This is a genomic window from Blastomonas natatoria (assembly GCF_003201955.1).
Classification (GTDB): Bacteria; Pseudomonadota; Alphaproteobacteria; order Sphingomonadales; family Sphingomonadaceae; genus Blastomonas; species Blastomonas natatoria.
The window spans coordinates 121,285-147,425 of the sequence record NZ_QJJM01000004.1; the positions used below are offsets into that span (position 1 = coordinate 121,285).

Genomic DNA, 26,141 nt, shown 5'->3' on the forward strand with positions numbered 1-26,141 from the left:
CTCCCCTTCAGGGGAGAGGGCAACGAGACTTGGTGAGCGGCACGCGAACCTAGTCGCAGTGGGAGAGGGGCAGGCGTCGGCATCCAGCCGCAGCCCCTCTCCAACTTTGCCTAGCATGCTGCGCATGCAAGGCTGCGTATCCTCTCCCCTGAAGGGGCGAGGACAGGACAACAAGATGCCCAAGCCCCCTTCCTCGCCCCAATCGCCTGCCACCCGCCTCGTCACCGGTGGCCGCCGCGCAGAGTGGACCGGGACGGCAGAGCAGCCGGGCGCGGTGGTCAATCCGCCGGTCTGGCGCGCCAGCACGCACCTGTACCCGGATACAGCCGCTCTCAAGTCCGGCCCGCAAACCAATGAGGACGGACGCTTTTTCTACGGCCGCAGGGGCGCGCCGACGCAATGGGCGCTGGCCGAGGCGCTGACGGCGCTCGAGCCGGGCGCGCATGGCACGATGCTCTACCCCTCGGGCGTTGCGGCGATCACCGGCGCGCTGCTCAGCGTGCTGTCGCCGGGCGATGTGCTGCTGATGACCGACAGCGCCTATGATCCCTCGCGCAGCTTTGCCGACGGGTTGCTCAAGCGCTTCGGTATCGAGACATGTTATTATGATCCCTTGATAGGCGACGGAATTTCTTCGCTTATCTGCGATCGCACGCGCGCCATCCTGATGGAGAGCCCCGGCAGTCTGACCTTCGAGGTGCAGGATGTTTCCGCGATCTGCGCTGCCGCGCGCGCCGTCAGTCCGGACATCGCACTGCTGATCGACAATACCTGGGCGACCGGGCTGTTCCTGCCGGCGATCGAGCTGGGTGCGGACATGAGCATCATGGCCTGCACCAAGTACATAGTCGGCCATTCGGACGTGATGCTGGGTTCGGTCACTGCGACCGACCGCTGGTATCCACGCCTGCGCCAGACCGCCCAAGGCCTCGGCCATGTCGTCTCGCCCGACGATGCCTGGCTGGCGCTGCGCGGCCTGCGCACGCTCGATGTCCGGCTGCGCCAGCACCAGGCCTCGGCGCTCAGGATCGCGCGCTGGCTGAGCGAACAGCCCCAGGTCGCCCGCGTGCTGCATCCGGCCCTGCCCTCCTGCCCCGGCCACGACATCTGGCAGCGCGACTTCAAGGGGTCGAGCGGGCTGTTCTCGTTCGTGCTGAGGGGCGGTACCGATGCGGCGCGCGCAGCACTGATCGATACGCTGGAGCTGTTCGGCATCGGCTATAGCTGGGGCGGGTTCGAGAGCCTGGCCATCCCGGTCGATCCCGCGCGCTGCCGCAGCGCGACGCCCTGGCCGCCCGCCGGTGACGACAATGCGCTTGCCGTCCGCCTGCATATAGGTCTCGAAGACCCCGACGATCTGATCGCCGACCTTGCCAAGGGGCTGGACGCGTTTACCATGGCGGCATGACCGGAGGAATTTCCGCACTGTTCATGCGCTGGGGCTGGATCGAGCGCCCGGATGACCTGCAATATGTCGAAGGCATTGTCGCCGCGCTGATCGCCACCGGTGCGCTGATGGTCGGCTGGGGGCTGAGCCGCCTTATCTATCTGCGCCTCGCCGCGATCTGGGAAAAGCGCGCGGGCTATGAAAGTCCGCTCGCCCGCCGCCGTATCCGCGACATGGTGCGCCGCTTCACCACCGCGATGCTGATCGGCATGGCGCTGAACCTCTACCCCTGGAGCCTGATCGCCTCGGTGGTGTTCGGGCTGACGCTGGCCATCTCGCTGGCGCTGTTCGTCAACGATCTGGTGCGCGGCGTGCGCATGCCCGACTGGCTGGGCACGTTCCTCGGCCTCGCCACGCTCATCTCGATCCTGGCGAGCATGTTCGGCGGGCTCGATCCGATCACCACCGCGATGGACCGGGTGGGCTTCGATCTCGGCCAGAAGCGCTTCTCGCTGCTCTGGGTCGTCACCATCGCGATCACCATCCTGGTGCTCTATACCGCCGCGCGCGTTGTCAACCGCATTGCCGGGCATATCATCGGCAGCAGCGACGGGCTGGACCCCACGCAGAAGCTGCTGGGGCAGAAGATCGCGGGCGTGGTGGTCATCGTGCTCGCCTTCTTCATCGGCATCGACACGCTGGGCATCGATCTTACCGCCCTGAGCTTCTTCTCGGGCGCTTTCGGCCTTGCCATCGGCTTCGGCTTGCAGAAGACGATCGGCAATCTGTTTGCCGGCATCATTCTGCTGCTCGACCGGTCGATCAAGCCCGGCGATGTCATCGCGGTGGGCGACAGTTTCGGCTGGGTGAACAAGATCGGCGTGCGCGCCGTCTCGGTCATCACCCGCGACGGCAAGGAGCATCTGATCCCGAACGAGGACCTCATGACCACGGCGGTCGAGAACTGGTCCTATTCCGACCGCAACGTGCGCATGCGCATCCCGATCGGGGTAAGTTACAACAGCGACATGCAACTCGTCGAAAAACTGCTCCACCAGGCGGTCGATGACGCGCCACGCGTGCTCAGCCAACCGGCGCCACGGGTGTGGATGACCGAGTTTGCCGACAACAGCGTCAACTGGGAAATCCGCGCGTGGATCGCCGACCCCGAAGGCGGCATGGGCAATATCCGCGGCGATGTGCTGATGCGGGTGTGGAACCTGTTCAAGGAACACGGGATCGAGATCCCCTTCCCGCAGCGCGACCTGTACATCAAGGAAATGCCGGGGATGGGCAGGGCCGCGCCTGAAGAAGCGGCACCTCTGGACTCCCCCCGCTCAGCCTGAGCGTCTCGAAGGCCCCTCGCGAGGGAAAGGAATAGCCGCACTATCAAATCCTCCCACAGCTTGCTGGGGGAGGGGGACCACCCGCGCAGCGGGTGGTGGAGGGGCAGCGGGTGCGTGCGCTGGATCTCGGTAGGTGCCATCCCGCTTCCCCTCCACCACCGACCTGCGGTCGGCGGTCCCCCTCCCCGAGACAAGCTCGGGGAGGATTTTGGTTGCTGGGCCTTCGACAAGCTCAGGCTGAGCGGAGGTGGGGCGCTATCCGGAAGCTCAGGGCTGCTCGGTCACCGTCGGCGTGGAGGCCACGGCTTCGGCGGAAAGCACCGGCTTGGCCGCCGCCTTGTCGATGGCGGCGAGCAGACGGCCCGCCTCGGTGCAGCCGCTGTTGCAGATCGCCTCGATACGCACCAGGTTGCGCCGCGCCTTCTCGACCGCACCGCGCTGGATCATCGCCTCACCCTGGCCTGCCAGCGCCGCGACATCATTGGGATCGATCCGCAGCGCCTCACGATAATAGCGGATCGCCTTGCCCGGCAGATTCTGCGCACTCGCTACCTGCGCCAGCGCGATATAGGCGGCACGGTTGCCCGGATCGACCGCGAGTGCAGCCTCGTAAAGCCCGTTGGCCTCATCCAGCTTGCCTGCAGCCTGCACCCTGGCGCCTTCGTCGACCAGCAATTGCGAGGCCGGGTTCACGGAATAGCGTACCGGCTGACCGATTCCGGTGCTCGAAACAGTGGCAAGAACAAGTGACAAGGCAATGGCGGCAGGCGCAAAACGCATGAAAATCTCCCAGGCTGGCCGCAAGGCTATCATGATCGGCAGGCTCTTGTGAAGAAGAAGCCATCGGTGCTGTCATGCTGCGGCGTGAGCAGACGACCGGCAATCCCCTTATCGGATGCGTCGCAAAGCCTTCCATCGGCTCCGATCGGGCGGCCAATCTGCATATCAAGGGGAACGATAGTCCAGCCCTTGCCAGCGCACAAGCCGCGCGCGGCCTGGCGTGGCCCCTCGTCAGGCAGCAGCGAGCAGACCGCATAGACCAGGGCGCCGCCGGGGCGCACCAGCCGCATGGCGATCTCGATCAGCCGCGCCTGTTCTGCCGCAACGCGTGCCAGCCTTTCAGGCGTCAGGCGCCAGCGCGTTTCGGGATTGCGCCGCCAAGTGCCCGAACCGCTGCACGGCGCATCGACGAGCACCAGATCGGCCTGAACCTCGAACGGGGCGAGCCGCTCCCATTCGCGCCTGGGATCGAGCAGCAACGGCTCGATCCGGTCCGGCCCGGCGCGCCGTCTGCGCGGCTCCATCGCCTGCAACCGGTCGCGGCTGGTGTCGGAGGCGATGATGCGCGCTGCGGGCAGCATCGCGGAAAGTGCCAGCGTCTTGCCGCCCGCACCGGCACACAGATCGATCACCAGCCCAGGAGTCTCCTCACCCAGGCACGCCTGGACGATCGCCTGGCTGCCCCAGTCCTGCACGTCGATCGCGCCCGCCTGCCAGGGCGCGCTGGCCTCGACCGGGGTGTTGCCGGGCAGACGCGCCGCGCGCGGCAGCGCCTCGCTGAACGCGATGTCGGGCCAGATCGCGCGCAACGCATCCGGATCGGTGCGCGAAGGATCGTATCGCAGATCGAGCGGCGCGCGGTCGAGCAGCGCGGCCTTCTCGCCATCGTCGAACAGCGGTGGCAGCAACGCCTCGATCCAGCCGGGGATCAGGCCCCCTGTGGCCACCGGCTCGTCATCGCGCAGCGGTGCAGGCCCGTAGCTCGACCCGTCGAACAGCGCGGCCAATTCCGCATCCTCGCGCGCCAGCCCCGCCAGCGCTGCGCGTCCGTTCTGCGGCAGCTCGCCGAAACGCCGCACCGCGCGCCAGGCGAGATCACGCACCGCGCGCCGGTCGCCCGATCCCATATAGCGCCGCTCGCGAAAGAAATTGCGCGCCAGCGTGTCCGCGCTTGCCCCCTGCCCGCGCGCGGCGTTCAGGATTGCATCGACCAGATCGATCGCCGCCTGGACGCGCGCTGCGGGCGTCACTGCGCGCGCTCGCCGGCGGCGGCAGCATCCGTCTGCGCAAACAGCCGATCATATTCCTCGCTGCCCGGCATGGCGAAGCACTGATGGCCGGTCGGTGCGCCGCGCGGGCCCTGACGTTGCGCCAGGGCGGCCCGTTCGCAATCCTGCGCGCTGGCAAAGAGCTGCCGCACCCGCTCGATCTCCACCCTGCCCGGCTGATCGGGCACGGGCCAGACCAGCACCAGCAAATAGGGGATCAGCTCGATCATCGCCCGTCAGCGCGTCGGATAATTCGGGGCCTCGCGGGTGATCGACACATCGTGGACATGGCTTTCGCGCAGGCCCGCATTGGTGATGCGCACGAATTCGGCATTGCGGCGCAGCGCCTCGATGGTCGGCGATCCGGTATAGCCCATCGCTGCCTTGATGCCGCCGACCAGCTGATGGACGACATCGCGCGCCGGGCCCTTGTAGGGCACCTGGCCCTCGATGCCCTCGGGGACGAGCTTCAACTGATCCTTGATGTCCTGCTGGAAATAGCGGTCGGCGCTGCCGCGCGCCATCGCGCCGACGCTGCCCATGCCGCGATAGCTCTTGTACGCGCGGCCCTGATACAGGAAGGTCTCGCCCGGCGCTTCCTCCGTGCCTGCCAGCATCGATCCGATCATGATGGTGGAGGCGCCGGCGGCGAGCGCCTTGGCAGCATCGCCCGAGGTGCGGAGGCCACCATCGGCAACGATCGGAATGCCCGACTTGTCCGCCTCTTCCGCCGATTCCATGATCGCGGTGAGCTGCGGCACGCCGACGCCCGCGACGACGCGGGTGGTGCAGATCGACCCCGGGCCGATGCCGACCTTGACGCCGTCCGCACCCGCATCGATCAGCGCGCGCGTCGCCCCTGCGGTCGCGACATTGCCCGCGATCACCTGGACATGGTTGCTGTACTTCTTGATCGCCTCGACCGCGACCGCGACCATCTTGCTGTGCCCGTGCGCGGTATCGACCACGATCAGGTCGCATTCGGCATCGATCAGCGCCTTGCTGCGCTCGAGGCCCGCCTCGCCCACGGTGGAGGCCGCAGCGACGCGCAGACGGCCCGCCGCATCCTTGGTCGCATCGGGGTTCATCACCGCCTTTTCGATGTCCTTGACGGTGATCAGGCCGATGCAGCGATAGTCCTTGTCGACCACCAGCAGCTTCTCGATCCGGCGCTGGTGCAACAGACGGCGCGCCTCGTCCTGGCCGACATCGGCGGGCACGGTGGCGAGATTTTCAGACGTCATCAGCTCGCGTACCGGTTGGGCCGGGTTCTCGGCAAAGCGCACATCGCGGTTGGTGAGTATGCCCGCGAGCTTGCCCGAGGGCTCGACCACCGGAATGCCCGAGATCGAATGCAGCCGCATCAGCGCCTGGGCTTCGGCGAGCGGGGCATCGGGGGTGATGGTGATCGGATTGACCACCATGCCGCTTTCGAAGCGCTTGACCTGGCGCACCGCCGCGATCTGCTCCTCGATGCTCAGGTTGCGGTGCAGCACACCGATGCCGCCCAGCTGCGCCATGACGATCGCCATGCTCGCTTCGGTCACCGTATCCATCGCCGACGACAGCACGGGAATGTTGAGGCGGATGCTGTTTGTCAGCCGCGTGGTCGTATCCGCCTGGCTGGGCACGATTTCCGACGCTGCCGGGCGCAGCAGAACGTCATCGAAGGTCAGGCCAAGGGGGATATCCATGCGGGTGCCACTTTCTTTAGCGAATCTGGTTTCGGTGGCGGCCCATGTAACCAAGCCGCGCGTCAATCGCCAGTGGGTGCGGGCGTATATTTCGCGGTATCGGCAAAATAGCGCGCGAGCTCCACGTGCAGATTGGCATCGTCGGTGGCCCCACCCAGCGGCACCTTGTCGGTCAGCTCGTCATCGGGCTGGTGATAGACGGTGGTCAGGAACGCCTGGAGCAGCGCCATGTCGCTGAACGAGCCGCCCGCCATGATCGACTTGACGCCCTTGGCCCCCAGCGCCCAGCCATCCTGGCGGCGGATGAAGGCATTGGCTTCCTTGTCGGTGTCGACCTTGCGTCCCATGCCCGTGGCGATCTTGTCGACAATCTCGTCGAGCCCGTTCTCGCCGCGCCCGACCAGCGCCACCGGTGCCCCAGCAGGCGCGATGGCGACGGTATCGACATTGAGCGCGACGACAATGTCCTTCAGCGGCACCACCGGATTGTCGGCGAAATAGTACGCGCCCAGCAGCCCCCGCTCCTCGGCGGTCGTGCCCATGAAATAGACGTCGCGGTCCATCTGCGCGCCGCGGGCCAGCCGCTCGGCGACGGTCAGCAGCACCGCCATGCCGCTCGCATTATCGACCGCGCCGTTGCAGATCCGGTCCTCAGCTTCCTCGCTGCGGCAGATGCCGAAATGATCCCAATGGCCCAGCAGCAGCACCGCGCCCGATCCGGGCTTGGCTCCGGGGATCTTGCCGATGACATTGTGGCTCTCGAACGCGCGCACCTGCGTGCTGGTGGCGAGATCGAGCATCACCGGGAGGGTGACCGGCGCGAAATCAAGGTTGGCGGCCCTCAACTGCGCATCAAGCACCGAGAGCCGGGCTGTGCGCAACAGCGTGTCTGCCACATCTCCGCGCACCAGGCCCCCAATAGGGGCACCTATATCGTCGCTGGCCAGCCGCATCGATCCAGTCGCAATCTGGGAACGCATCCCTCCCCATGGTGCGCCGGGTGGTGGCACTACGAGGACCGCAACAGCGCCTGCCCCGGCCAGCAACTTTTGACGCTCGCGCGACGTGGGCAGCTTGACCCCGCCCTCAATGACCGGTTCATCCGCAAGCATCAGCACGATCCGGCCCTTCACATCGGCATACACTTTGCCTTGCAAATTGACGCCAAAGCCGACGAACAGCGGCTCGCCGGTAACCCTGTCGGTCGGGTTGCGCCCGGAAAGTGCCACGCCATCCTCGGCGAGCTTCAGCGGCTTGCCGCGCACGCTCGCGCTGACCGCCTGCGCATAGGGCTTGCGCTCGACCAGCGGCACCGGCTGGAACCAGGGATGCGCGGCATCATTGGTGCCCGAGACCAGGCCATAGCTGGCCCAGGTCTTCGCCAGATAATCGAGCGTCTTGGTCTCACCCGCCGAGCCGGGACCGCGGCCTTCGAATGCGTCGCTGGCCAGCGTTGCGATATGCGCGCGAACCTCGCTCTCGCTGATCGGTGCGGGCTTGTCCTGAGCCTGGGCAGCGATGGGAAGGATCGAGGCCGCAAGGGCAAGGGCGGTAAGGGCGGGGTGCCGGAAGGTCTTTGTCATCCGCGGGTCATGGCGCAAAGCGCGCGGCTCGTGCAATAAGCCGACCCATCGCCGCTGCATAATCCGGATAGCTGTTGCAAAAATGCCCCGCACCCGCCTGTCGATCTGCCAGCGCAAGCAGCGCTTCGTCAGCGAGGACGAAGCGGTGCGCGCGGCGCTGGCGGCGACGATCGATCTCAGGCCGTATCGATGCGATCGGTGCGGCCAGTATCACCTGACCAGCCGCCTAAAGGGCAGGCGTCGCCTGCCTCTGGCCTAGAGATTCGGAGGCAGGCGCCGCCTGCCCCTAACGTGAGCGCGGGGGCCAGCATGTCGCCAGCCCCCTGCCCCGATCACTCGCCGACGATCTTCAACCCGGTGAAGTGCGCGAGGAACGCGTAGATGTCCGACGATTCCTCGATGATCTTGTCGGTCGGCTTGCCCGATCCATGGCCTGCGCGCGTCTCGATGCGGATCAGGTGCGGCTTGTCGCCGGCTTCGGTTGCCTGCAGCTTCGCGGTGTACTTGAAGCTATGCCCCGGCACCACGCGGTCGTCTGTATCCGCCGTCGAGACGATCACCGCCGGATAATCGGCCTTGCGGATCGTGTGATAGGGCGAATATTTGATGAGCGTCCGGAAGTCGGCTTCCTTGCTCGGATAGCCATAATCGTCGACCCAGTAGCGTCCGGCGGTGAACCGGTCGAAGCGCAGCATGTCCATCACGCCGACCGCGGCATTGGCCGCCGCGAACAGATCGGGCCGCTGGTTGACCACCGCGCCGACCAGCAGACCACCGTTCGATCCGCCCTGGATGGCGAGCTGATCCTTGCCGGTCACGCCTTCGCGGATCAGGAACTCGCCCGCCGCGATGAAATCGTCGAACACGTTCTGCTTGTTGGCGAGCCGTCCGGCATCGTGCCACGCCTTGCCATATTCGCCACCGCCGCGAATGTTCGCCTGCACGAACACGCCGCCCTGTTCGAGCCAGGCGAGCCGCGTCGGGGAAAAGCCCGGGGTGAGCGAGATATTGAAGCCGCCATAGCCATAGAGCAGCGTCGGCGCGGGTCCGGTGACGCTCTTCTTGCGGACGATGAACATCGGCACCCTGGTGCCGTCCTTGCTGGCATAGAAACGCTGCTCGACGACATAATCTTCGGGGTTGAACGCAAGCTTCGGCTCGGCCCAGGGCGTCACTGCGCCATTGGTCAGATCATAGCGATAGATGGTCGTCGGACGGTTGAAGCTCGAATAGGAGAAGAAGGTCTCCTTCGACTCCAGATCGCCCTGGAAGCCGCCGACCGAACCGATGCCCGGCAGCGGCAGATCGCCCGCCGGTTTGCCCGAAAGGTCGAACAGCTTCACGACATCATGGGCGTCCTTGAGATAATTGACCAGCAGCTTGCCGCCGATCACCGATGCGCCGTCGATCACCGCGTCGCTCTCTGGCACCACGGTCTGGATGCTGCTTTCGTCGCCCGTGACCGGCATCGCCACCAGCTTGAGCCTCGGCGCGTCCTTGTTGGTGACGAAATAGATCTTGTCGCCCGCCATGCCCGCCATCTGCCAGTCGTTCTTCAGCTCGGGCACGATCACGCGGCGCTTGGCCGGGTTGGCGACATCGATCATCGTCAGCCGATAGCGCTCATCGGTGCCCGAGGACGAGGTGACGAGCAGGAAGCTGCCATCGTCGGACACTTCGGCGACATGGTTGAGCTGCGGCTCGTCCGGCGTCGCATGGATCAGCGGATCGGCGCTCTGCGGCGTGCCGAGCGCGTGATAGCGGATTTCCTGATTGGTGTTGAGCGACTGGAACTCGCCCGCCTTGTCGGGCTCGGGGAAGCGCGAATAATAGAAGCCCTTGCCCGCCTTGTCCCATTCAAGGCCTGAGAATTTCACCCATTTGATCTCGTCATCGAGCACCTTGCCGGTCGCAACATCGAGCACCTTGACCGTGCGCCAGTCGCTGCCGCCGTCCTGGATCGAATAGATGAGCTTGGTGCCATCGTCGCTCGGCACCCAGGCGTCGAGCGCGGTCGCGCCATCCTTGGCCCAGGCATTGGGATCGATCAGCACGCGTTCGGCGGCGTCCTTGCTGTCCTTGACATACAGCACCGACTGGTTCTGCAGCCCCGAATTGCGCGTGAAGAAATAGCGGCCGCCCTTTTCGCGCGGCACGCCGGTACGCGCGAAATCATAGAGCGCACGCATCCGCTTGGCGAGTTCAGCGCGGCCCGGCAGCGTTTCGAGATACGCATCGGTGACCTTGTTCTGCGCCTCGACCCAGGCGGCGACCTTGGGATCGACGCGGACATCGTTCTCCAGCCAGCGATAGGGGTCTTCCACCTTGACGCCGAACTGTTCCTCGACCGTGTCGACCTTTTCGGTCACCGGATAGGCGATCGGCGCATCCTTGGCAGAGGCGGGTACGGCAAGGGTCATGGCAACGGTTCCCAGCAAGGCAGCAAAAATGGCGCGATGGCGCATGGGGCGATCCTCTTAGATTGTTGATTGGACAAACGAAAACAGGCCGCGAACTTAGCATTCGCGGCCTGTCTGGCAATCCGGGATGCGGATATTCGCACCTATTTGTCTCGTCACCCCCGCGAAGGCGGGGGCCCCGCTTTTCTCCATGAGTTGGGAGCGGAAGCGGGATTCCCGCTTTCGCGGGAATGACGGCGGAGTGTAAATCTCCGCCTGGCGCTATTATGCGCCTTCGTATTCTTCCTCGGTCAGCACCGGGCCCGAATCCTGGCCCTTGGCGCTGGTGTCGCGGTCGACCAGCTCGATGATCGCCATCGGCGCGGCGTCAGAGGCGCGGAAACCGGCCTTGAGCACGCGGGTATAGCCACCGGCGCGGTCGGCATAGCGCGGCGCCAGCGTGTCGAACAGCTTGACCAGCTGCGCATCGTCCATCAGGCGAGCCATCGCCAGACGACGGTTGGAAAGACCGCCGCGCTTGGCCAGCGTGATCAGCTTTTCGACATAGGGACGCAGTTCGCGTGCCTTGGGCAAGGTGGTCTTGATCTGCTCGTGCTTGATCAGCGAGGCTGCCATGTTGCGCAGCATCGCGATACGGTGCGAGCTGGTCCGCTGCAGCTTGCGCTTGCCTACTCCGTGACGCATTTTTCTGTACTCCGTTCGTAAGGGGGCCGTTTGAGGTACCCCGGTCCTGGCAGTGATAACGGCCACCGCCTTGAGCCGTCTAAATCCTCCCCGAGCTTGTCTCGGGGAGGGGGATCGCTGACCGCAGGTCAGGGGTGGAGGGGAAGCGGGATGACGCTACCAACAGGCTGCATCTCGAACTCGCTGCCCCTCCACCATCCTGCGGATGGTCCCCCTCCCCCAGCAAGCTGGGGGAGGATTGATCTTTTTAACCCAGCAGTTCCTGTTCCAGCTTCTTGGCCATTTCCTCGATATTCTCGGGCGGCCAGCCGGGGATGTCCATGCCGAGGCGCAGACCCATGCTGGAGAGCACTTCCTTGATTTCGTTCAGCGACTTGCGACCGAAATTCGGGGTGCGCAGCATCTCGGCTTCGGTCTTCTGGACCAGATCGCCGATATAGATGATGTTGTCGTTCTTGAGGCAGTTGGCCGAACGCACCGACAGTTCCAGCTCGTCCACCTTCTTGAGGAGGTAGCGGTTGATCTGGTTGGCATCGCCTTCTTCAGGAGCAGCCTGGCTGACCGAACCGGTGGTCGCGGTGGCGATGCTGTCTTCGAAGTGCACGAACAGCGCCAGCTGGTCCTGCAGGATGCGCGCGGCATAGGCGACGGCATCTTCCGGCGTCACGGTGCCATCGGTCTCGATGGTCAGCGACAGGCGGTCATAGTCCAGTTCCTGGCCGACGCGGGTGTTTTCCACCTTGTACGACACCTGACGGATCGGCGAGAACAGCGAGTCGACCGGGATCAGGCCGATCGGCGCATCGACCGGACGGTTGGCGACGGCGGGGACATAGCCCTTGCCGGTGTCGCAGGTCAGTTCGATGTTCAGCGTCGCGCCGTCATCGAGATGGCAGATCACGAGATCCTTGTTCATCACTTCGATATCGCCCGAAACGGCGATGTCGCCAGCCTTTACCTGGGCCGGGCCGGTGGCAGACAGCTGGAGGCGCTTGGGGCCTTCGCCTTCCATCTTCAGCGCGATCTGCTTCACGTTGAGGACGATGTCGGTCACGTCCTCGCGCACGCCGGCGAGCGACGAGAATTCATGCAGCGCGTTCTCGATCTTGATCGAGGTGATCGCGGCGCCCTGAAGCGACGAGAGAAGAACGCGGCGCAGCGCGTTGCCCAGCGTCAGGCCGAAGCCGCGCTCGAGAGGTTCTGCAACAAAGGTTGCCTTGCGCTTGGGATCGCCGCCGCTCTTGACTTCAAGACCGTTCGGCTTCTTCAGTTCCTGCCAGTTCTTGATGTTGACAGTCATGGACTTCCCCTGAGTGTTGGGCGGGGGCGACGCTCATATGTCGCGCTTGGGAGCCCCGGCCTGAAATTGTTTGGGTGGCGCGTCCGCCACCCCGAACGACAGCCTGGGTGTCAGACGCGACGCCGCTTGGACGGACGAACCCCGTTGTGCGGGATCGGCGTCACATCGCGGATCGAGGTGATGGTGAAGCCCACCGCCTGCAGCGCACGAAGCGCCGATTCACGGCCCGAACCGGGGCCCTTGACTTCGACTTCGAGCGTGCGGACGCCGTGCTCGGCTGCCTTGCGGCCCGCGTCTTCCGCACAGACCTGTGCAGCATACGGGGTCGACTTGCGGCTGCCCTTGAAGCCCATCATGCCGGCCGAGGACCAGCTGATGGCATTGCCCTGGGCGTCGGTGATGGTGATCATGGTGTTGTTGAAGCTGGCGTTGACATGAGCAATGCCGGCCGAAATGTTCTTGCGCTCGCGCTTTTTGAGCCTCTGCGGTTCGCGTGCCATATATAATATCCTGGAATAAGGGGATTGCGGGGTAAGAAAACAAGGGCGGGACGCAAGTGCGCCCCGGCGGCCTTATTTCTTCTTGCCGGCGATCGGCTTGGCCTTACCCTTGCGGGTGCGCGCATTGGTGTGCGTGCGCTGGCCACGAACCGGCAGGCCCTTGCGATGACGCAGGCCGCGATAGCAGGCGAGGTCCATCAGACGCTTGATGTTCATCGCGGTCTGGCGACGCAGGTCGCCTTCCACGGTGTGATCGGCGTCGATCGTTTCGCGGATCTGCAGCACCTCGGCGTCGCTCAGGTCCTGAACGCGGCGGGTGTGGTCGATGCCCAGCTTGTCGGCGATTTCCAGTGCCTTGGCGGGGCCAATTCCATGGATATAGGTCAGCGCAATGATAACGCGCTTGTTGGTGGGGATGTTCACCCCGGCGATACGTGCCACTACTTAAGTCTCCTGCTCCACAGGGCGCGGCACCTGCCGCCAGCCCCATCTCAACGCTTCAAAACCACAAAGCGCAAAAATCGCAGACCTCGCATTTGGAACGATGCAAAGCCTGTTTTTAAGCCGCTCAATGAAAATGAATGCCGCGCATAGGCGGAGTCGCCCATGCTGTCAAGCGCGGGTCAGGACAAAAGCAGGGACAAGCGCGACAAAGTGTTTGCGCCCGCTGTCACACCCGCGTCATACTCGCTGGCGAGCCTGTGTGCAAGCCGGACGCAGGGTGCGGGCGACCAGGGGGCCGTGATGACCGACGAGACGAAAGCCGCCGATACGGCCGCCGAACCCTTCACCCTGGCGGGGGTGACCATCGCACCCGGCAGCTCTGCCACCATCGCCATTCCGGTCAGCAATACCGCGACCGGCCTGCCCGCCAGCCTGTATGTCCGCGTGCTGCACGGCATCAGGCCCGGCCCGCGCATCTTCGTTTCCGCCGCAATCCATGGCGACGAGATCATCGGCACCGCGGTGATCCAGCGGCTGCTTGGCAAGCTGGGCGCAGAGACGATGGCGGGCACGGTGCTGTTCCTGCCCGTGGTCAACATCTTCGGTTTCCAGGCGCACAGCCGCTATCTGCCCGACCGGCGCGATCTCAACCGCTCCTTCCCCGGCAGCGCCAGGGGCTCGCTCGCCGCACAGCTCGCCAGCAAGTTCCTGAAAGAGGTGATCTGCCATTGCTCGCTCGGCATCGACATCCACTCCGCCGCCGTCCACCGCTACAACCTGCCGCAGATCCGCATCGCCCCCGATAACGAGCGCCTGCGCGATCTCGCCATGCTGTTCGGCGCACATGCGGTGATCGAGAGCCCGCTTCGTCCCGGTTCTTTACGCGACATCGCGCGCGGCGAAGGCGTCGACATGCTGCTGATGGAGGCGGGCGAGGCGCTGCGCTTCGACGAGCTGTCGGTGCGCTGCGGCGTCAACGGCGTGCTCAACGTGATGGCGCATCTGGGCATGATCCAGCCGCACCCGGAGGCGACACAAGTCACCCTCCCCGCCCGCTGCCGCCGCGCCATCTGGGTCCGCGCCCCGCGCGGCGGCCTGTGCCTGCTGCAGCGCACATCAGGCGACGCGGTGAAGAAGGGCGAGGTCATCGGCCGCGTCACCGGCATATTCGGCGACGACGCCGAAGAATTCCGCGCCCCCATCGACGGCATCATCATCGGCCACGCGGTGCTGCCCGTGGTCAACCAGGGCGACGCGCTGGTGCATATCGCGGAGGTGATGCGGTTCGGCGATGTCGAGCAGCGGGTGGATCAGATTACCGAGGCGCTGCTCAACGACCGGCTGCTGGATGAGGATGAGTTGATTTGAGGGGATCCGAGGTTCAGGCGACGCGGATCTGTTCGACGAAATGGCTGCTTTCGACAGCGAGTTGCTGGGCGCCATCAAAGACGCGCTTGGCGATCACCAGCATCGCTCCTGCCCGTTCCGCCGCACTCTGAGCAATGCCATTGATCGCATCGGCATCCACTCCGGCCGCCCGGCTCGCGTCGTGGGTTTGGGCGGCATTAAAGGCGATCAATTGCGTCGCCGACCTTTGCAGCGTCACTGCCCCCTGGATTTCGGCCGAGTTCGCGGCGATCCGCGCAATTGCGGTTTCGACCTGAGCATGGCCGCCCGACACTTCATCAACTGCATGCCCGATGTCGTCAACATAGGCGCGGATGCGATTGGCTGCGGTGGCCGTCTGGTGCGACAGCAGCTTGATTTCACCGGCGACCACGGCAAAGCCGCGTCCAGCATCACCTGCCCGCGCCGCTTCTATCGTCGCGTTAAGCGCAAGCAGATTCACCTGACGCGAAATCTCCCCGATCAGGTCGATGACTGATTCGATAGATTCGGCCGATACGCGCAGATCGGCCGTACGTGCGCTGCCAGCCGATACGAGAGCAACGGCTTCCTGTGCGGCATTGCGTGCTTCCTCCGTTCGGGCCGCGATCGAATCGAGCGCGCCCGCCAGTTCGCGGCCTCTGCCTGCAATCTCCTCCATATGCGCGCTTGTCTGCACGGCAGCCGTGGCAACCGCAGCAGCACGGGTGCCGACTTGCGTCGATCGCTCCGCCACCTCGGCAGCATCGCTTTCCAGCATCTTCGACAGCTTGTCCATCATCCGGCCCAAACTGGCGACTTCTCCTTCGAAGCGTTGAGCTGCATTCTCGATCTGATCGGCGCGTCCGACCCTGAGGCGCGCCCGGTAAGCCTCCCATTCGCCAGCGAGTAGCGCCAATCGGCGATTGGTCAGCACTGCGAACAACTGATTATCCCGGAGGATCATCATGCCTTCGGTGCCTCGTCCTATACGATACTGCTCCAACGTCTCGCCAATCGACTGTGCGATATCGGCAGTCGGGCAATTGCGGATATGCGAGGTCAAGTCACCGCCATATGCCGGATTGCGCAGCAGTGCATGACCATAAGGGTTCAGCAGCAGGCGACGCATGTCGCGTTCGAAAATGGCACCGCACGGGCGCCCCAAGGCGTCGAGCACCGGCAACAGGCGCAGGTCCTGATTGGCCTGGAATCGGTCGATCACGCTGATCAGCGTGTCGGTCCGCAAGACATGAGGCGCATTGCGATCGGAGGCGGAAAGCCAGTCGATGATCCTGTCCGATCGCACATCCGCCTCGGGCGCTGCAGTGGGGCTCGGGAGGGCGGGACGCGGCTGGGTCATACCGCTTCAATTTACCGGAATTGTAGTAAACAACCTTTTAATAAAATATTACAGTTTCAAGACATCTACCAGATCACACAGACCTTCATATCGGACATTGCGTGGCCGAGTAAAATGAAATCTGGAAAGCAAAGAGAAAAGATAAATATTATACCGCTACCTAGTGACAAAATCTTGACGTCAATACGATCTTTAAGAAAATACCTTGAATATAATTTCGAAGCAGAGGCATCCTTTATTATCTTGATAGGCTATGGCGCCGTCCTCTTCATTGACTTTTACACTGAATTTCGCCTCATGCCGAAGATCGAAACGCATCTGGTGCATTGCCGAACCAGGGTCCGGCAACTGCAACTAATCTTCCCGCTCAGATCAGGGTCTTTCAACGAGGTTTTCGGCTTTCGGCCTTTCCAGGTGGCCGTGCATGGCCGGGTTGGAAGTGCCAGGATCGCATCGCTCGCGAGCGAGAAATGCTGCGCCTCCACGCATGGGCAAAGGCTTTCCGGATGCATGCGTGCCGCATTGGCTAATTTGATTGATAGCTCTCTCCTATTAGGTTATAATCTAGCCCGCCGCCGCACCAAATCTGCCCGGTGCGGAGCTACGGCACAGGCCTTCGCAGTCGTCGAGGGTGGCGGGTCGGGTATCAGGTGGCTTTCGCGAGGCGATCTGGATGAGGCCGAACCGAAGCGGCAGACGGTCAGCGTGCGGGGCTTGACGCTTCCTCCCCCGCCAATGCCGCCGAAAGCACAAGATGGAAGCATCGGCCCGTGGCGGAGCGGCCTGAAATCTCCGCTAATCCTCGCCGCCGTCCGCAAGGACGCCCGGCCCGCCGCCTTGCTCTCGCTTTCGAGCTGCGCCGGCTTTTGTCCGCAAATCCAACAGGGTGTAACGGCTGGCGGCGGCGCGGGCCCTTCGACAGGCTCAGGCTGAGCGGGCTTGGGTGCCTGGGGCTGGACCGGTGCGTGGGGCAGCGGCTCAGGCTGAGCGGATGTGGTGCTAGGGGCTGGACCGGTGCGTGGGGCAGCGGCTCGGGCTGAGCGGGCTTGGTGAGCCTTGCCGAGCAATCGGTATCGTGCGCGGGACCAAGAAAATCCTCCCCGAGCTTGTCCCGGGAAGGGGAACCGCTGGCCGAAGGTCAGCGGTGGAGGCGAAGCGGGGTCTTGGGACAGTGCGACGTCGTGCCATCTCGCTGACCCTCCACCACCCGCTATGCGGGCGGTCCCCCTCCCCCAGCGAGCAGGGGGAGGATTTTGGAATGCCGCACCGACGCCTGTGTTGCCGCATTGTTATGGGCGAGCGGTAACGAGGCCCGAATTACCGCTCGATCACGTCCATCGGATCGTCATCGCCCTCGTCGGCCAGCTCGCCGAGTTCGCTTTCCTCGTCGTCATCGTTGCGCTCGCCGGCAAAGGCGTCGGTGTCGATCCGGCCGGAGCTGACCATCTGCTCCATGCGGTCGACCAGATCGGGCTCGTCGAGCGGCATCACGCTGACGCCGCTCGCCACCTTCTCGCTGTTCTCGCTGGGATCGTCGGCACGGTGGAGCGCGTCCTCGGCGACGTCGTTCGCCTTGGGGTCGCCGCGCTGCGATTCGTTGATCGTGCCGAAGCCGTTGTCGTCGGGAATGTTGGCCATGAGATGCTCCTTGGGCATGGGTCTGCACAACACTACCCGCGCGGGAACGGAGCGTTCCGGTGCGCACCCTCGTTCAAATCCTCCCCGAGCTCGTCTCGGGGAGGGGGACCGCTGACCGCAGGTCAGAGGTGGAGGGGAAACGGGAGGGCGCTATCGCTCAGCCGGAGCACGCACCCGCTGCCCCTCCACCACCCGCTACGCGGGCGGTCCCCCTCCCCCAGCAAGCTGTGGGAGGATTTCTAAGCGCTCATCCGATCAGCGGCACATGCGGGGCGCAGTCCCTTCGGATCAGGCCGGCGAGGCGCGGGTCTTCGAGCAGTTCGATCTCGCGCCCCGTGGCCGTGAACCCCTGCGCGATATAGAAGCCGAGCGCCCTGGGATCGTCGAGCGTGCAGGTATGCACCCAGACGCGCTCCACCCCGGCGCGCCACGCCAGCGACAGCGCCTGGCCCATCAGCCAGCTGCCGAAGCCCTGCCCGGTCAGCTGCGGGATCAGCCCGAAAAACGCGATTTCGCAATTGGCGGCCTCGCGAAAATCGAGCTCGAGCATTCCGACCTCGATACCGTTCGGATCGAGCACCGCGAAGATCTCGACGGCCGGATCGGTCACGATCGCAGCCAGCGCATCATCGGCCATGGCGAGCCGCGAGAACCACAGCCAGGGCTCTCCGACGCGGCGATAGAGTGTGCGGTATTTGCCGGTATCGGGCGATTTCCAGCGCTTCAGGCGCAGCGGCACGGGCCTGACGGCGCGCGGCCCCGGCCGGGCGCGCATCTCCAGATGCGTGACGATCGTGGCAATCTCGCCGGGGGCGACCGGCAAAAAGCGCGAGCTCATGGCCGGTTCAGCGGAAGACGCAGTTCACGCCCGACCAGAGGTTGGTCACCCTGGCCTTGCCGCCGGTGCCATCCAATATGCCCGAAAGCCCGGCGGCGTTGAACTCGGTGCCGAGCGTCGTCTGCTCGATCTTCGCATCATAGGCATCGAGCAGCTCGGCCCGGGTGGAACCGATGCCGACGCCGCTGATCGTGGTGAGCCTGAGCGCCGTCTTGCCGTCCTTCGCTTGTGGAAGCGGCGCCCCGGTTTCATCGAGCGCCCAGCCGGCGAACAGCCCGTCGAGCGCATATAATGTCAGCCCGTCGTTCCAGCGCAGATAGGCGAGCGGCCCTGCCCCGCATTCCTCGGCCCGGCCGGCCTCGGCGCGACCTTTCAGCTTTTCGGCCACCAGCTTCAACTGATCGAGCGGCACGCCGAAGCTGAGCGGCCGGGTTGCGCCGCTATCGGGATCGATCAGCCGCAGCCCCTCGCCGTCGAGGCTGAGCACCGGGGGATGCTGCGAGGCACCCGGCTGGGCCGCAACGCCGCCTTGTGCACCCGACAGGTCGATCGCGGGATGGCCCGGCGGCAGGTCCAGGCCGGCGTGCGGATCGCCCTCGGCCCTTGCCTGTTTCTCCGCCGGCTGCTGGCATGCGGCAAGCAGGACGAGCGCCACCAGAACGGGCGCGGAGCGGAGCGGTGCAAGGGCTGTCATGGCCCCCAAGATGATGGCATCAGCGCCGCAGCGCAAGGCAGCTCTTGCGGCTTTTTGGAGCGGCCGGGTCAGCTGCCCGAGAGCATCAGCGCAGGCTTGTCGTCGCTGCTCGCGATCTGCGGGGCGATGATCTTGCTCTTGTGGCGGAACTGGCCGTCGACATGGCCGCCCTGCTCGATGGTGATGGTCTCGTAGCTGACATCGCCAGTCACCTGCGCGCTTGCAGTGATGACCAGATCGCGGGCATCGACCGAACCGTTGACCGTGCCGGCCAGCCGTGCGCTTTCGGCAACGATCGCGCCATGGATGCTGCTCGCTTCGCCCTGGACCAGCGAGGCGCAGGAAATGTCGCCATCCACCCGGCCGTCGACGTGCAGGTCGACCTTGGCCGAGATATTGCCGGTGATCACCACGTCTGCGCCGATGACCGAGAAGGTGGAATTGCCGACCATGCTGGATCCTGACCTGTTGGAGCGGGGGTTAGCGGCCGGCGTCGTCGGTGCGCTGTTCGGCGACGGCTTGGATCTTGAGAACATCTCGGTTGGCCTCCAGGAACTGGCGGGGGTTCATCGCACGGTCGTTATGGCGCACCTCGAAATGCAGGTGCGTGCCGGTCGAACGCCCGGTGCTGCCCATGCCGCCCAGCCGTCCGCCCTTGTCGACCTTCTGGCCGACCCGCACGCCGATCGAAGAAAGATGGGCATAGCGGGTGACGAGGCCGTTGCCGTGCGCCACTTCGACGCAATTGCCATAGCCCGATTTCACGCCGGCATAAACCACCTTGCCCTGCGCGGCGGCGAGGATCGGCGAGCCATGCGCGCCCTTGAAATCGATGCCGCTGTGCAGCGCGGCCGCGCCGGTGAACGGGTCGCGGCGATAGCCGAAGCCGCTGGTGATCGCCGGGGCCAGCGCGGGCGTACCCGAAGGAATGGCGACCAGACCGCGCTCCAGCGCGTCCATGCGCGCGAGCGTCTGGCCCAGAGCGGTGAAGCGCGGATCGAGCCGGGCATTGCGCGAACCCTTGAACGGAATGAACGGACCACCCTGAGCGCTGGCGCTGGCTCTTGCCACCATGTCCGGGTTCAGACCGAACTTGCGGATCGCCTGCTCGGCATTTTTCGCGCGAATGGCCGCGGCGCGGGTCAGCGTCTCGACGAACGCGATCTGGCGGGCTTCCATTTTCGCAAGGCCGGCGGCCTCGGGCACCATCGCGCTGATCTTGCGCGCGGTCTGCGCAGCTTCGTCGCTGCTGCCCTTTTCGGCGGGGCCGACCACGGTGCCGGCATCTTCGCTCGCAGCCTGTTCGCCGATATAGCTGGTGACGATATCTTCGAGGAACGCCTGGCGCTTTTCCAGATCCTGAGCGACATCCTCGACCGAGGAGCGATAGGCCGCGACACGGCCGGCCGAGCTTTCGATTTCCGCCTGCTTGCGGACGAGGGCCAGCCGCTCCATGCTGATCGAATACTGGCTGACCAGCATGGCCAGCGTCACGATCAGCCACAGCAGCAGCGCAGCGGCGACGGCCCCGGCCACCGTCATCTGCAGGCGTGCGGAAACCTTCACAAACTTGATCTGACCCTGCGATCGCATGAAAAATTCGCGATCAGGGAACCATAGCGCAAGCGCGTCCGTAACGCGCTTGTGCATTGTTGAAATGCCCATGCGACCCGTTCGACCCTAAAATTTAACCCCGCAGCGCCGCTAGCAAAGGGTCTGGCGGATAGCGAATCGACTCGCTCGGCTTTGCCATGAGTGGGACGAGTCGTGCGATGAATTGCAACTTCACGTAATTTTTTCGGGATTTTCCTGTCACTCATTCTGCCAGAAACGGCGACGCAAACGGTTGCGAGTCGTTTTTTTCCTATATTTGCGACGAACCGAGTCGCGGCTTGGAACCTTTTGGCTCGGCTGATACACGCCCGGACATGATCGAAGCCGTGTCAAAGCCCGCCCAATCCTCAGCCCTGGATGTCATCGACCGCTGCTGCATTGCGGCGCGCCATGCCGCACAACGGCTGCGTGGCCTGCCGGATGCGGCCAAGGCGCGTGCGCTGCGCCAGGCAGCCGTGGCCATCCGCGAGGATGCAGCGGTGATCCTCGCTGCCAATGCCCGCGACATGGCGGCGGGCGAGGCGCGCGGCCTGACGGCGGCGCTGCTCGACCGGCTCAGGCTCGACACGGCCCGGCTGCAGGCCATTGCCGACAGCGTCGATGCGGTCGCGGCGCTGCCCGATCCGGTCGGCGAGGAGATCGACCGGCGCATCGCGCCCGCTGGCATGACCTTGCGCCGCGTCCGGGTGCCGATCGGCGTGATCGGAATCATCTACGAGAGCCGGCCCAACGTGACCGTCGATGCGGCGGCCTTGTGCGTCCGCTCGGGCAATGCCGCGATCCTGCGCGGCGGCAGTGAGGCAGTGCACAGCAACCGCGCGCTGCACGCCGCTCTGGTACGGGGCTTGGGCGCTGCGGGCCTGCCCGAAGAAGTCGTGCAGCTTGTGCCCATCCAGGACCGCGAGGCTGTCGGCGCGATGCTGGCGGCGGCGGGCGGCATCGATCTCATCATCCCGCGCGGTGGCAAGTCGCTGGTCGCGCGTGTCCAGGCCGATGCGCGTGTGCCCGTGCTCGCCCATCTGGACGGGATATGTCACAGCTTCGTCCATGCCAGCGCCGACCCGATGATGGCGGAGAAGATCGTGCTCAACGCCAAGCTGCGTCGGACGGGCATTTGCGGGGCGATGGAAACACTGCTGATCGATCGCGACTATCCGCATTCTGCGCCCCTGCTCGCCACGCTCGCCGATGCGGGCTGCGAATTGCGCGGCGACGACATGGTGATGGAGCTTGAGCCGCGCGCGGTTTCGGCGCTGGACGAGGACTGGGATACCGAATATCTCGACGCGATCCTTTCCGTTGCGTTTGTCGAAGGGCTTGACGGCGCGCTGGAGCATATCGCCCGGCACAGCTCGGGCCATACCGATGCCATCATCACGAGCGACAAGGCAGCTGCCGCGCGCTTCCAGGCTGAAGTGGACAGCGCGATCGTGATGGTCAATGCCTCGAGCCAGTTTGCAGATGGCGGCGAATTCGGGCTGGGCGCCGAGATCGGCATCGCCACCGGGCGCCTGCATGCGCGCGGCCCCGTCGCGCTCGAGGGGCTGACCACCTATAAATGGCTGGTCGATGGCGAGGGCCATATCCGCGCCTGAGCTTCGATTGCGGCGCGCACGTATACAATGTATACACACAGGCATGAGCAAGTCGCAGATCATCACCGCCCGCATCGATCCCGAGGTCATGGAACTGGTCGATCGCGTAGCCAGGGCGCAGGGCCGCAGCCGAAGCTGGCTCGCCGCGCGCGCGATCGAGAAGATGGTGCGCGCCGAAGTGGCGATGATGGACTTCATCCAGCAGGGCGAGGACGATATTGCCGCCGGCCGCTTCCTGACGCAGGAACAGATGGAAGAGTGGGTCGAGAACCGCGTCCGCAACCGTCAGGCGATGCGGCAAGCGGCTGAATGAAACAACTCATATGGTCGCCGACCGCTCAGGCCGACCTGGCCGCCGTCGACGACTTCCTTTATGACGAAGACCCCGACTTTGCCGATCGCGTTGCTCTGTCTTCGGTACGTTCGGCCCGCCTTCTGCTGGACTGGCCGTTTGCCGGATCACCATGGGGCGACGGCGGTCAGCACAAATGGCGCGTGAAGCAAACGCCTTATATCCTGATCTACCGCCCGGTCGATGACGCCATTGTGATCCTGCACGTCCTTCACGAGCGCCAGAACTGGGGCATCGAACCATGAACGGCCGCCCCGTCCGCACCGGCCTTATGGGCGGCAGCTTCAACCCGGCGCATCGCGGGCACCGGGCGATCAGCCTGTTTGCGATGGAGGCGCTGGGGCTCGACGAAATCTGGTGGCTGGTCAGCCCGGGCAATCCGCTCAAGGCTGCGGCCGACATGGCACCGCTCAGGGCACGGCTCGCATCGGCGCGCAAGATGGCCCGGCGCAGCCGGATCAAGCCGACGGGAATCGAGGCCGAACTCGGCACACGCTACACCGTCGAGACGCTCGAAAAGGTCAGGGCACGCTATCCGAAACGCGACTTCGTCTGGATCATGGGCGCGGACAATCTGGCGGGATTCCACCGCTGGAAGGACTGGCGCGGCATCGCCCGCCAAATGCCGATTGCAGTTGTCGCGCGTCCGGGATATGATGGCGCCGCCATTTCGGGCCCCGCAATGGCCTGGTTCGGGCATCGTGTCCGTCCCCGCAGCCAGGCAAGAGACTGGACACGATGGAGTTTGCCAGCGCTTGTGCTGATGCGCTTTCGTCCTGATCCGCGATCCGCCACGGCCCTGCGCCGCAAGGATCCCGAATGGTTTCTGGATTACGCCGACACAATCGTGCGCGATGCAGTGACCCGGCAGGTCTTTGCGTGACGCTACGGCCAGCCCCTCCGCCCGTCCACCAGGACATGCCCTTCAACCCGCCCAATCTCACTGCGCGCAGCCGCCAATCCAGCGCTGCCCTGCCCGTTTCAAAAATGCCTTTGTGCAAGGAGCTCCATTGACCAATCTTTCGCAAGCCCAACAATCGGTCGCCAGCCCGCCCCCGTCGGCCAGCGACCTGCAACTGGCCGAAGCCGGCAAGCTGCACGCTCTCGTGATGCAGTCGCTCGACGACGATCAGGCGCAGGAGGTTGTCTCGATCCCGCTCGCCGGAAAGAGCAACATTGCCGATTTCATGGTCATCGCCTCGGGCCGTTCGACCCGCCAGGTTGCCTCGATGGCGCAGAAGCTGGCCGAGCGGATCAAGGAAGCCGGCGGCAGCGCACGGATCGAAGGCCTGACCAACGCCGACTGGGTGCTGATCGATGCCGGCGACGTCATCGTTCATCTGTTCCGGCCCGAGGTGCGCAGCTTCTACAACCTGGAACGCATGTGGGCATTCGGCGACGCACCCGAGGCCCCGAACGCCTGATTTCGCGAACGGGCCTGGGGGAGCCGGGGCAGCATGCGCCTGCACATCATCGCGCGCGGCAAGATTGGCCGGTCGCCAGAAGCCGAGCTGGTGCAGCGCTATGCCAAGCGCATCCAGTGGCCGCTCAGCATCACCGAACTGCCCGATCGCGGCGGCACGCTGCCGCCCGCGCCGCAGGGCAGCCGCACGGTGATGCTCGATGAGCTTGGCAGGCAACTCACCTCGATAGAAATCGCCGAGAAGCTCGGCCGCTGGCGCGACGATGGCGTGCGCGAGACACGCTTCCTGATCGGCGCGGCGGACGGTTTCGACGATGCCGAGCGCGCCAATGCCGATCTGCTGATCGCCTTCGGCAAGGCGACCTGGCCGCACATGATGGCGCGCGCCATGCTGGCCGAGCAGCTCTATCGTGCCACCAGCATCCTGGCCGGCCACCCCTATCACCGCGAGGGATGACGGCGGTGGCGCAGCGGCCGATCCTGCTCGCGCTGGCCGCCTGTGCAGCCACTCTGGCCGCCTTGCCCGGCAGCGCCGCTGCGCCCCCGCGCCCGGTCAACATTCTGGAGCAGGAGCGCACGGCCCTCGCGCGCGCCCTCGCCGATGCGAAGGCCGCCGCCCGGCGCAGCGCCACGCTGGAGCAGCAGGCAGACACGGCCGTGGCAGCAGCCGACAAGGCCAGGGCCGACGCCCGGCTGGTGGCATCGAAGGTCCAGCAGGCCGAGGCCGAGATTGCTGCGGCCGAAGCACGCGTGACCATCATCGCGACGTTGCAGCGGGCACAAAGGGCGCGTCTGACCGCCCGCCAGCAGCCGCTCGCAAGGCTGACCGCAGCCTTGCAATCCATGGCGCGCAGACCCACGGTTCTGGCGCTGGTCCAGCCCGGGTCGGTCGACGATCTTGTGCGGGTGCGCGCGGTGCTCGCCACCACCCTGCCTCGGGTCGAAGCGGAGACGGCCGCGCTGCGCAGGGACATCGCCCGCTCGCGCGACCTTGCAAGACAGGCTACCCGCGCTGCAGCCCTTCAGAAGGTAAGCCGCCGGCAGCTTGCCTATCGCCGCGCCGAGCTCGCCCGGCTCGAGGCCCGGTCCCGCGCCCGATCGCGCGCGCTGGCCAGCACGTCGCGGCTGGAGGAAGAGCGCGCGCTGGGGCTCAGCGAGCGTGCGCGCGATCTCGACAGCCTCGTCGGAAATCTCGAACAGAGCGCAACGCTGCGCCAGCGGCTTGCGGCCCTCGAGGGACCGATGCTGCGCCCACCGCGGCCGCAGGCCTCCCAAGTGGTCGAAAATGCGCCGCCGCCGACCATCGGCGCTCGCCCGGCCTACCGGCTGCCGACTCCGGGCGCGATCGTCACCGGCTTTGGCGAGCTGTCCGCAACGGGCGTACGTTCACGCGGCCTCACGCTCGCAACCCGCCCGGCTGCGCAGTTGATCGCCCCTGCAGACGGCCGCATCGCCTTTTCCGGGCCCTATCGCGGCTTTGGCCAGATCATCATCATCGAGCATGTCGGCGGCTGGACCAGCCTGATCACCGGGCTTGCGCGCGCCAATGTCAAGGTCGGCGAACGCGTTGCCCAGGGCGACCCCATCGGCCGCGCTGCTGAAAATCGCCCGCGGATCACCGTGGAACTGCGCCGCAACGGACGCCCGATCGATGTCGCCGCGCTCATCAGCTGACGACCGGCGTTCATCGCGCAGAAAGGATCCGTGGCTAGCCTTGCCAACGCTCGTCGAAACGCATGGCCTGCCGGTGGCAAAGCATCTGGCAATTGGGCGCGCGCGAGACTAGATTGGTGCAGCCGCGCAAGGGGTAAGCGCGTTGCCTTTGCCTGGGGAATGCCGTTGCCACATCATGG

At 65.2% G+C, this 26,141-nt stretch carries 27 protein-coding genes; 11 read left to right on the forward strand and 16 right to left on the reverse strand.

Annotated elements, in window-relative coordinates; all coding sequences use genetic code 11:
- Nucleotides 1–175: 175 nt before the first annotated feature.
- On the forward strand, nucleotides 176–1,408 hold the full coding sequence (metC, locus tag C7451_RS06300; RefSeq protein WP_110298263.1) for a cystathionine beta-lyase: 1,233 nt from the start codon (nucleotides 176–178) through the stop codon (nucleotides 1,406–1,408).
- Nucleotides 1,405–2,733, forward strand: a complete 1,329-nt coding sequence (locus C7451_RS06305) for a mechanosensitive ion channel family protein (RefSeq protein WP_110298117.1) — start codon at nucleotides 1,405–1,407, stop codon at nucleotides 2,731–2,733. Before metC ends, C7451_RS06305 begins: the two co-directional genes overlap by 4 nt.
- 267 nt (nucleotides 2,734–3,000) lie before the next feature.
- Here C7451_RS06305 and C7451_RS06310 read toward each other — a convergent pair whose 3' ends face one another.
- From C7451_RS06310 to C7451_RS06330, 5 genes are all read right to left on the reverse strand, one after another.
- Complete coding sequence (locus C7451_RS06310; RefSeq protein ID WP_110298118.1) at nucleotides 3,001–3,513, reverse strand: tetratricopeptide repeat protein; 513 nt, start codon at nucleotides 3,511–3,513, stop codon at nucleotides 3,001–3,003.
- A gap of 29 nt (nucleotides 3,514–3,542) precedes the next feature.
- Nucleotides 3,543–4,763 (reverse strand): RsmB/NOP family class I SAM-dependent RNA methyltransferase, encoded by a 1,221-nt coding sequence (locus C7451_RS06315; protein ID WP_110298119.1) that lies wholly within the window; start codon nucleotides 4,761–4,763, stop codon nucleotides 3,543–3,545.
- Nucleotides 4,760–5,011: a hypothetical protein gene (locus C7451_RS06320; RefSeq protein WP_110298120.1), complete on the reverse strand. Its 252-nt coding sequence runs from the start codon at nucleotides 5,009–5,011 to the stop codon at nucleotides 4,760–4,762. The genes C7451_RS06315 and C7451_RS06320 overlap by 4 nt, the downstream gene beginning before the upstream one ends.
- Nucleotides 5,012–5,017: 6 nt before the next feature.
- Nucleotides 5,018–6,475: an IMP dehydrogenase gene (gene guaB / locus C7451_RS06325; RefSeq protein ID WP_110298121.1), complete on the reverse strand. Its 1,458-nt coding sequence runs from the start codon at nucleotides 6,473–6,475 to the stop codon at nucleotides 5,018–5,020.
- A gap of 62 nt (nucleotides 6,476–6,537) precedes the next feature.
- Nucleotides 6,538–8,058: a M28 family peptidase gene (locus C7451_RS06330; RefSeq protein ID WP_110298122.1), complete on the reverse strand. Its 1,521-nt coding sequence runs from the start codon at nucleotides 8,056–8,058 to the stop codon at nucleotides 6,538–6,540.
- Between the two features lie 82 nt (nucleotides 8,059–8,140).
- On the opposite strand from C7451_RS06330, the gene C7451_RS19925 reads away from it, so the two are divergent.
- Nucleotides 8,141–8,317 carry a hypothetical protein gene (locus C7451_RS19925; RefSeq protein ID WP_167398445.1) on the forward strand — a complete coding sequence of 59 codons (177 nt, stop codon included), beginning with the start codon at nucleotides 8,141–8,143 and terminating at the stop codon, nucleotides 8,315–8,317.
- A 73-nt stretch (nucleotides 8,318–8,390) separates the two neighbouring features.
- Here the strand turns inward: C7451_RS19925 and C7451_RS06335 are convergent, their stop codons facing one another.
- The 5 genes from C7451_RS06335 to rpsM all read right to left on the reverse strand — a co-directional run bounded on the left by C7451_RS06335 (nucleotide 8,391) and on the right by rpsM (nucleotide 13,403).
- Nucleotides 8,391–10,523 carry a prolyl oligopeptidase family serine peptidase gene (locus C7451_RS06335; protein ID WP_110298123.1) on the reverse strand — a complete coding sequence of 711 codons (2,133 nt, stop codon included), beginning with the start codon at nucleotides 10,521–10,523 and terminating at the stop codon, nucleotides 8,391–8,393.
- 219 nt (nucleotides 10,524–10,742) lie between these two features.
- A complete protein-coding gene (rplQ, locus tag C7451_RS06340; RefSeq protein WP_110298124.1) occupies nucleotides 10,743–11,162 on the reverse strand; it encodes a 50S ribosomal protein L17 in 420 nt (139 codons plus the stop codon).
- A 247-nt stretch (nucleotides 11,163–11,409) separates the two neighbouring features.
- Entirely contained in the window at nucleotides 11,410–12,462 is a 1,053-nt protein-coding gene (locus C7451_RS06345) for a DNA-directed RNA polymerase subunit alpha (protein WP_023836213.1), read from the reverse strand.
- A 110-nt stretch (nucleotides 12,463–12,572) separates the two neighbouring features.
- Nucleotides 12,573–12,962: a 30S ribosomal protein S11 gene (gene rpsK, locus C7451_RS06350; protein WP_023836212.1), complete on the reverse strand. Its 390-nt coding sequence runs from the start codon at nucleotides 12,960–12,962 to the stop codon at nucleotides 12,573–12,575.
- 72 nt (nucleotides 12,963–13,034) lie between these two features.
- Nucleotides 13,035–13,403 (reverse strand): 30S ribosomal protein S13, encoded by a 369-nt coding sequence (gene rpsM / locus C7451_RS06355; protein ID WP_023836211.1) that lies wholly within the window; start codon nucleotides 13,401–13,403, stop codon nucleotides 13,035–13,037.
- Nucleotides 13,404–13,706: 303 nt separating this feature from the next.
- On the opposite strand from rpsM, the gene C7451_RS06360 reads away from it, so the two are divergent.
- The gene (locus C7451_RS06360; RefSeq protein WP_110298264.1) at nucleotides 13,707–14,774 is read left to right on the forward strand and encodes a succinylglutamate desuccinylase/aspartoacylase family protein; all 1,068 of its coding nucleotides are present in this window, start codon (nucleotides 13,707–13,709) and stop codon (nucleotides 14,772–14,774) included.
- Nucleotides 14,775–14,787: 13 nt separating this feature from the next.
- Here C7451_RS06360 and C7451_RS06365 read toward each other — a convergent pair whose 3' ends face one another.
- From C7451_RS06365 to C7451_RS06395, 6 genes are all read right to left on the reverse strand, one after another.
- Nucleotides 14,788–16,134 (reverse strand): methyl-accepting chemotaxis protein, encoded by a 1,347-nt coding sequence (locus tag C7451_RS06365; protein ID WP_110298125.1) that lies wholly within the window; start codon nucleotides 16,132–16,134, stop codon nucleotides 14,788–14,790.
- A gap of 1,317 nt (nucleotides 16,135–17,451) precedes the next feature.
- Entirely contained in the window at nucleotides 17,452–17,772 is a 321-nt protein-coding gene (locus tag C7451_RS06375; protein WP_110298265.1) for a hypothetical protein, read from the reverse strand.
- A gap of 247 nt (nucleotides 17,773–18,019) precedes the next feature.
- The gene (locus C7451_RS06380; protein ID WP_110298127.1) at nucleotides 18,020–18,610 is read right to left on the reverse strand and encodes a GNAT family N-acetyltransferase; all 591 of its coding nucleotides are present in this window, start codon (nucleotides 18,608–18,610) and stop codon (nucleotides 18,020–18,022) included.
- Between the two features lie 7 nt (nucleotides 18,611–18,617).
- Nucleotides 18,618–19,304 carry a hypothetical protein gene (locus tag C7451_RS06385; RefSeq protein WP_110298128.1) on the reverse strand — a complete coding sequence of 229 codons (687 nt, stop codon included), beginning with the start codon at nucleotides 19,302–19,304 and terminating at the stop codon, nucleotides 18,618–18,620.
- 68 nt (nucleotides 19,305–19,372) lie between these two features.
- Nucleotides 19,373–19,756: a bactofilin family protein gene (locus C7451_RS06390; RefSeq protein ID WP_110298129.1), complete on the reverse strand. Its 384-nt coding sequence runs from the start codon at nucleotides 19,754–19,756 to the stop codon at nucleotides 19,373–19,375.
- Between the two features lie 28 nt (nucleotides 19,757–19,784).
- The gene (locus C7451_RS06395; RefSeq protein WP_244181667.1) at nucleotides 19,785–20,969 is read right to left on the reverse strand and encodes a M23 family metallopeptidase; all 1,185 of its coding nucleotides are present in this window, start codon (nucleotides 20,967–20,969) and stop codon (nucleotides 19,785–19,787) included.
- 263 nt (nucleotides 20,970–21,232) lie between these two features.
- Between C7451_RS06395 and C7451_RS06400 the strand changes: the two genes are divergently transcribed.
- The 7 genes from C7451_RS06400 to C7451_RS06430 all read left to right on the forward strand — a co-directional run bounded on the left by C7451_RS06400 (nucleotide 21,233) and on the right by C7451_RS06430 (nucleotide 25,962).
- Nucleotides 21,233–22,513, forward strand: coding sequence for a glutamate-5-semialdehyde dehydrogenase (locus C7451_RS06400; protein ID WP_110298131.1), 1,281 nt, complete (start codon nucleotides 21,233–21,235; stop codon nucleotides 22,511–22,513).
- Between the two features lie 43 nt (nucleotides 22,514–22,556).
- Nucleotides 22,557–22,826, forward strand: coding sequence for a CopG family ribbon-helix-helix protein (locus tag C7451_RS06405; RefSeq protein ID WP_167398446.1), 270 nt, complete (start codon nucleotides 22,557–22,559; stop codon nucleotides 22,824–22,826).
- Entirely contained in the window at nucleotides 22,823–23,110 is a 288-nt protein-coding gene (locus tag C7451_RS06410; protein ID WP_110298133.1) for a type II toxin-antitoxin system RelE/ParE family toxin, read from the forward strand. Before C7451_RS06405 ends, C7451_RS06410 begins: the two co-directional genes overlap by 4 nt.
- Nucleotides 23,107–23,748: a nicotinate-nucleotide adenylyltransferase gene (locus C7451_RS06415; RefSeq protein WP_110298134.1), complete on the forward strand. Its 642-nt coding sequence runs from the start codon at nucleotides 23,107–23,109 to the stop codon at nucleotides 23,746–23,748. Before C7451_RS06410 ends, C7451_RS06415 begins: the two co-directional genes overlap by 4 nt.
- Nucleotides 23,749–23,974: 226 nt before the next feature.
- On the forward strand, nucleotides 23,975–24,289 hold the full coding sequence (rsfS, locus tag C7451_RS06420; RefSeq protein ID WP_208598112.1) for a ribosome silencing factor: 315 nt from the start codon (nucleotides 23,975–23,977) through the stop codon (nucleotides 24,287–24,289).
- A 33-nt stretch (nucleotides 24,290–24,322) separates the two neighbouring features.
- The gene (locus tag C7451_RS06425) at nucleotides 24,323–24,745 is read left to right on the forward strand and encodes a 23S rRNA (pseudouridine(1915)-N(3))-methyltransferase RlmH (RefSeq protein ID WP_110298135.1); all 423 of its coding nucleotides are present in this window, start codon (nucleotides 24,323–24,325) and stop codon (nucleotides 24,743–24,745) included.
- Nucleotides 24,742–25,962 (forward strand): murein hydrolase activator EnvC family protein, encoded by a 1,221-nt coding sequence (locus C7451_RS06430; protein WP_110298136.1) that lies wholly within the window; start codon nucleotides 24,742–24,744, stop codon nucleotides 25,960–25,962. Before C7451_RS06425 ends, C7451_RS06430 begins: the two co-directional genes overlap by 4 nt.
- Nucleotides 25,963–26,141: the final 179 nt, after the last annotated feature.

Coding starts and splice junctions, on each gene's coding strand:
- C7451_RS06405 (WP_167398446.1), top strand. CDS start 22,557: ATGAGCAAGTCGCAGATCATCACCGCCCGCATCGATCCCGAGGTCATG.
- C7451_RS06415 (WP_110298134.1), top strand. CDS start 23,107: ATGAACGGCCGCCCCGTCCGCACCGGCCTTATGGGCGGCAGCTTCAAC.
- C7451_RS06425 (WP_110298135.1), top strand. CDS start 24,323: ATGCGCCTGCACATCATCGCGCGCGGCAAGATTGGCCGGTCGCCAGAA.
- rpsK (WP_023836212.1), bottom strand. CDS start 12,962: ATGGCACGCGAACCGCAGAGGCTCAAAAAGCGCGAGCGCAAGAACATT.
- C7451_RS06345 (WP_023836213.1), bottom strand. CDS start 12,462: ATGACTGTCAACATCAAGAACTGGCAGGAACTGAAGAAGCCGAACGGT.
- C7451_RS06330 (WP_110298122.1), bottom strand. CDS start 8,058: ATGACAAAGACCTTCCGGCACCCCGCCCTTACCGCCCTTGCCCTTGCG.
- C7451_RS06400 (WP_110298131.1), top strand. CDS start 21,233: ATGATCGAAGCCGTGTCAAAGCCCGCCCAATCCTCAGCCCTGGATGTC.
- C7451_RS06430 (WP_110298136.1), top strand. CDS start 24,742: ATGACGGCGGTGGCGCAGCGGCCGATCCTGCTCGCGCTGGCCGCCTGT.
- rplQ (WP_110298124.1), bottom strand. CDS start 11,162: ATGCGTCACGGAGTAGGCAAGCGCAAGCTGCAGCGGACCAGCTCGCAC.
- C7451_RS06390 (WP_110298129.1), bottom strand. CDS start 19,756: ATGGTCGGCAATTCCACCTTCTCGGTCATCGGCGCAGACGTGGTGATC.
- C7451_RS06305 (WP_110298117.1), top strand. CDS start 1,405: ATGACCGGAGGAATTTCCGCACTGTTCATGCGCTGGGGCTGGATCGAG.
- C7451_RS06385 (WP_110298128.1), bottom strand. CDS start 19,304: ATGACAGCCCTTGCACCGCTCCGCTCCGCGCCCGTTCTGGTGGCGCTC.
- C7451_RS06375 (WP_110298265.1), bottom strand. CDS start 17,772: ATGGCCAACATTCCCGACGACAACGGCTTCGGCACGATCAACGAATCG.
- metC (WP_110298263.1), top strand. CDS start 176: ATGCCCAAGCCCCCTTCCTCGCCCCAATCGCCTGCCACCCGCCTCGTC.
- C7451_RS06310 (WP_110298118.1), bottom strand. CDS start 3,513: ATGCGTTTTGCGCCTGCCGCCATTGCCTTGTCACTTGTTCTTGCCACT.
- C7451_RS06335 (WP_110298123.1), bottom strand. CDS start 10,523: ATGCGCCATCGCGCCATTTTTGCTGCCTTGCTGGGAACCGTTGCCATG.
- C7451_RS06410 (WP_110298133.1), top strand. CDS start 22,823: ATGAAACAACTCATATGGTCGCCGACCGCTCAGGCCGACCTGGCCGCC.
- C7451_RS06395 (WP_244181667.1), bottom strand. CDS start 20,969: ATGGGCATTTCAACAATGCACAAGCGCGTTACGGACGCGCTTGCGCTA.
- C7451_RS19925 (WP_167398445.1), top strand. CDS start 8,141: ATGCCCCGCACCCGCCTGTCGATCTGCCAGCGCAAGCAGCGCTTCGTC.
- C7451_RS06365 (WP_110298125.1), bottom strand. CDS start 16,134: ATGACCCAGCCGCGTCCCGCCCTCCCGAGCCCCACTGCAGCGCCCGAG.
- C7451_RS06380 (WP_110298127.1), bottom strand. CDS start 18,610: ATGAGCTCGCGCTTTTTGCCGGTCGCCCCCGGCGAGATTGCCACGATC.
- C7451_RS06320 (WP_110298120.1), bottom strand. CDS start 5,011: ATGATCGAGCTGATCCCCTATTTGCTGGTGCTGGTCTGGCCCGTGCCC.
- guaB (WP_110298121.1), bottom strand. CDS start 6,475: ATGGATATCCCCCTTGGCCTGACCTTCGATGACGTTCTGCTGCGCCCG.
- rsfS (WP_208598112.1), top strand. CDS start 23,975: ATGCAGTCGCTCGACGACGATCAGGCGCAGGAGGTTGTCTCGATCCCG.
- C7451_RS06360 (WP_110298264.1), top strand. CDS start 13,707: ATGACCGACGAGACGAAAGCCGCCGATACGGCCGCCGAACCCTTCACC.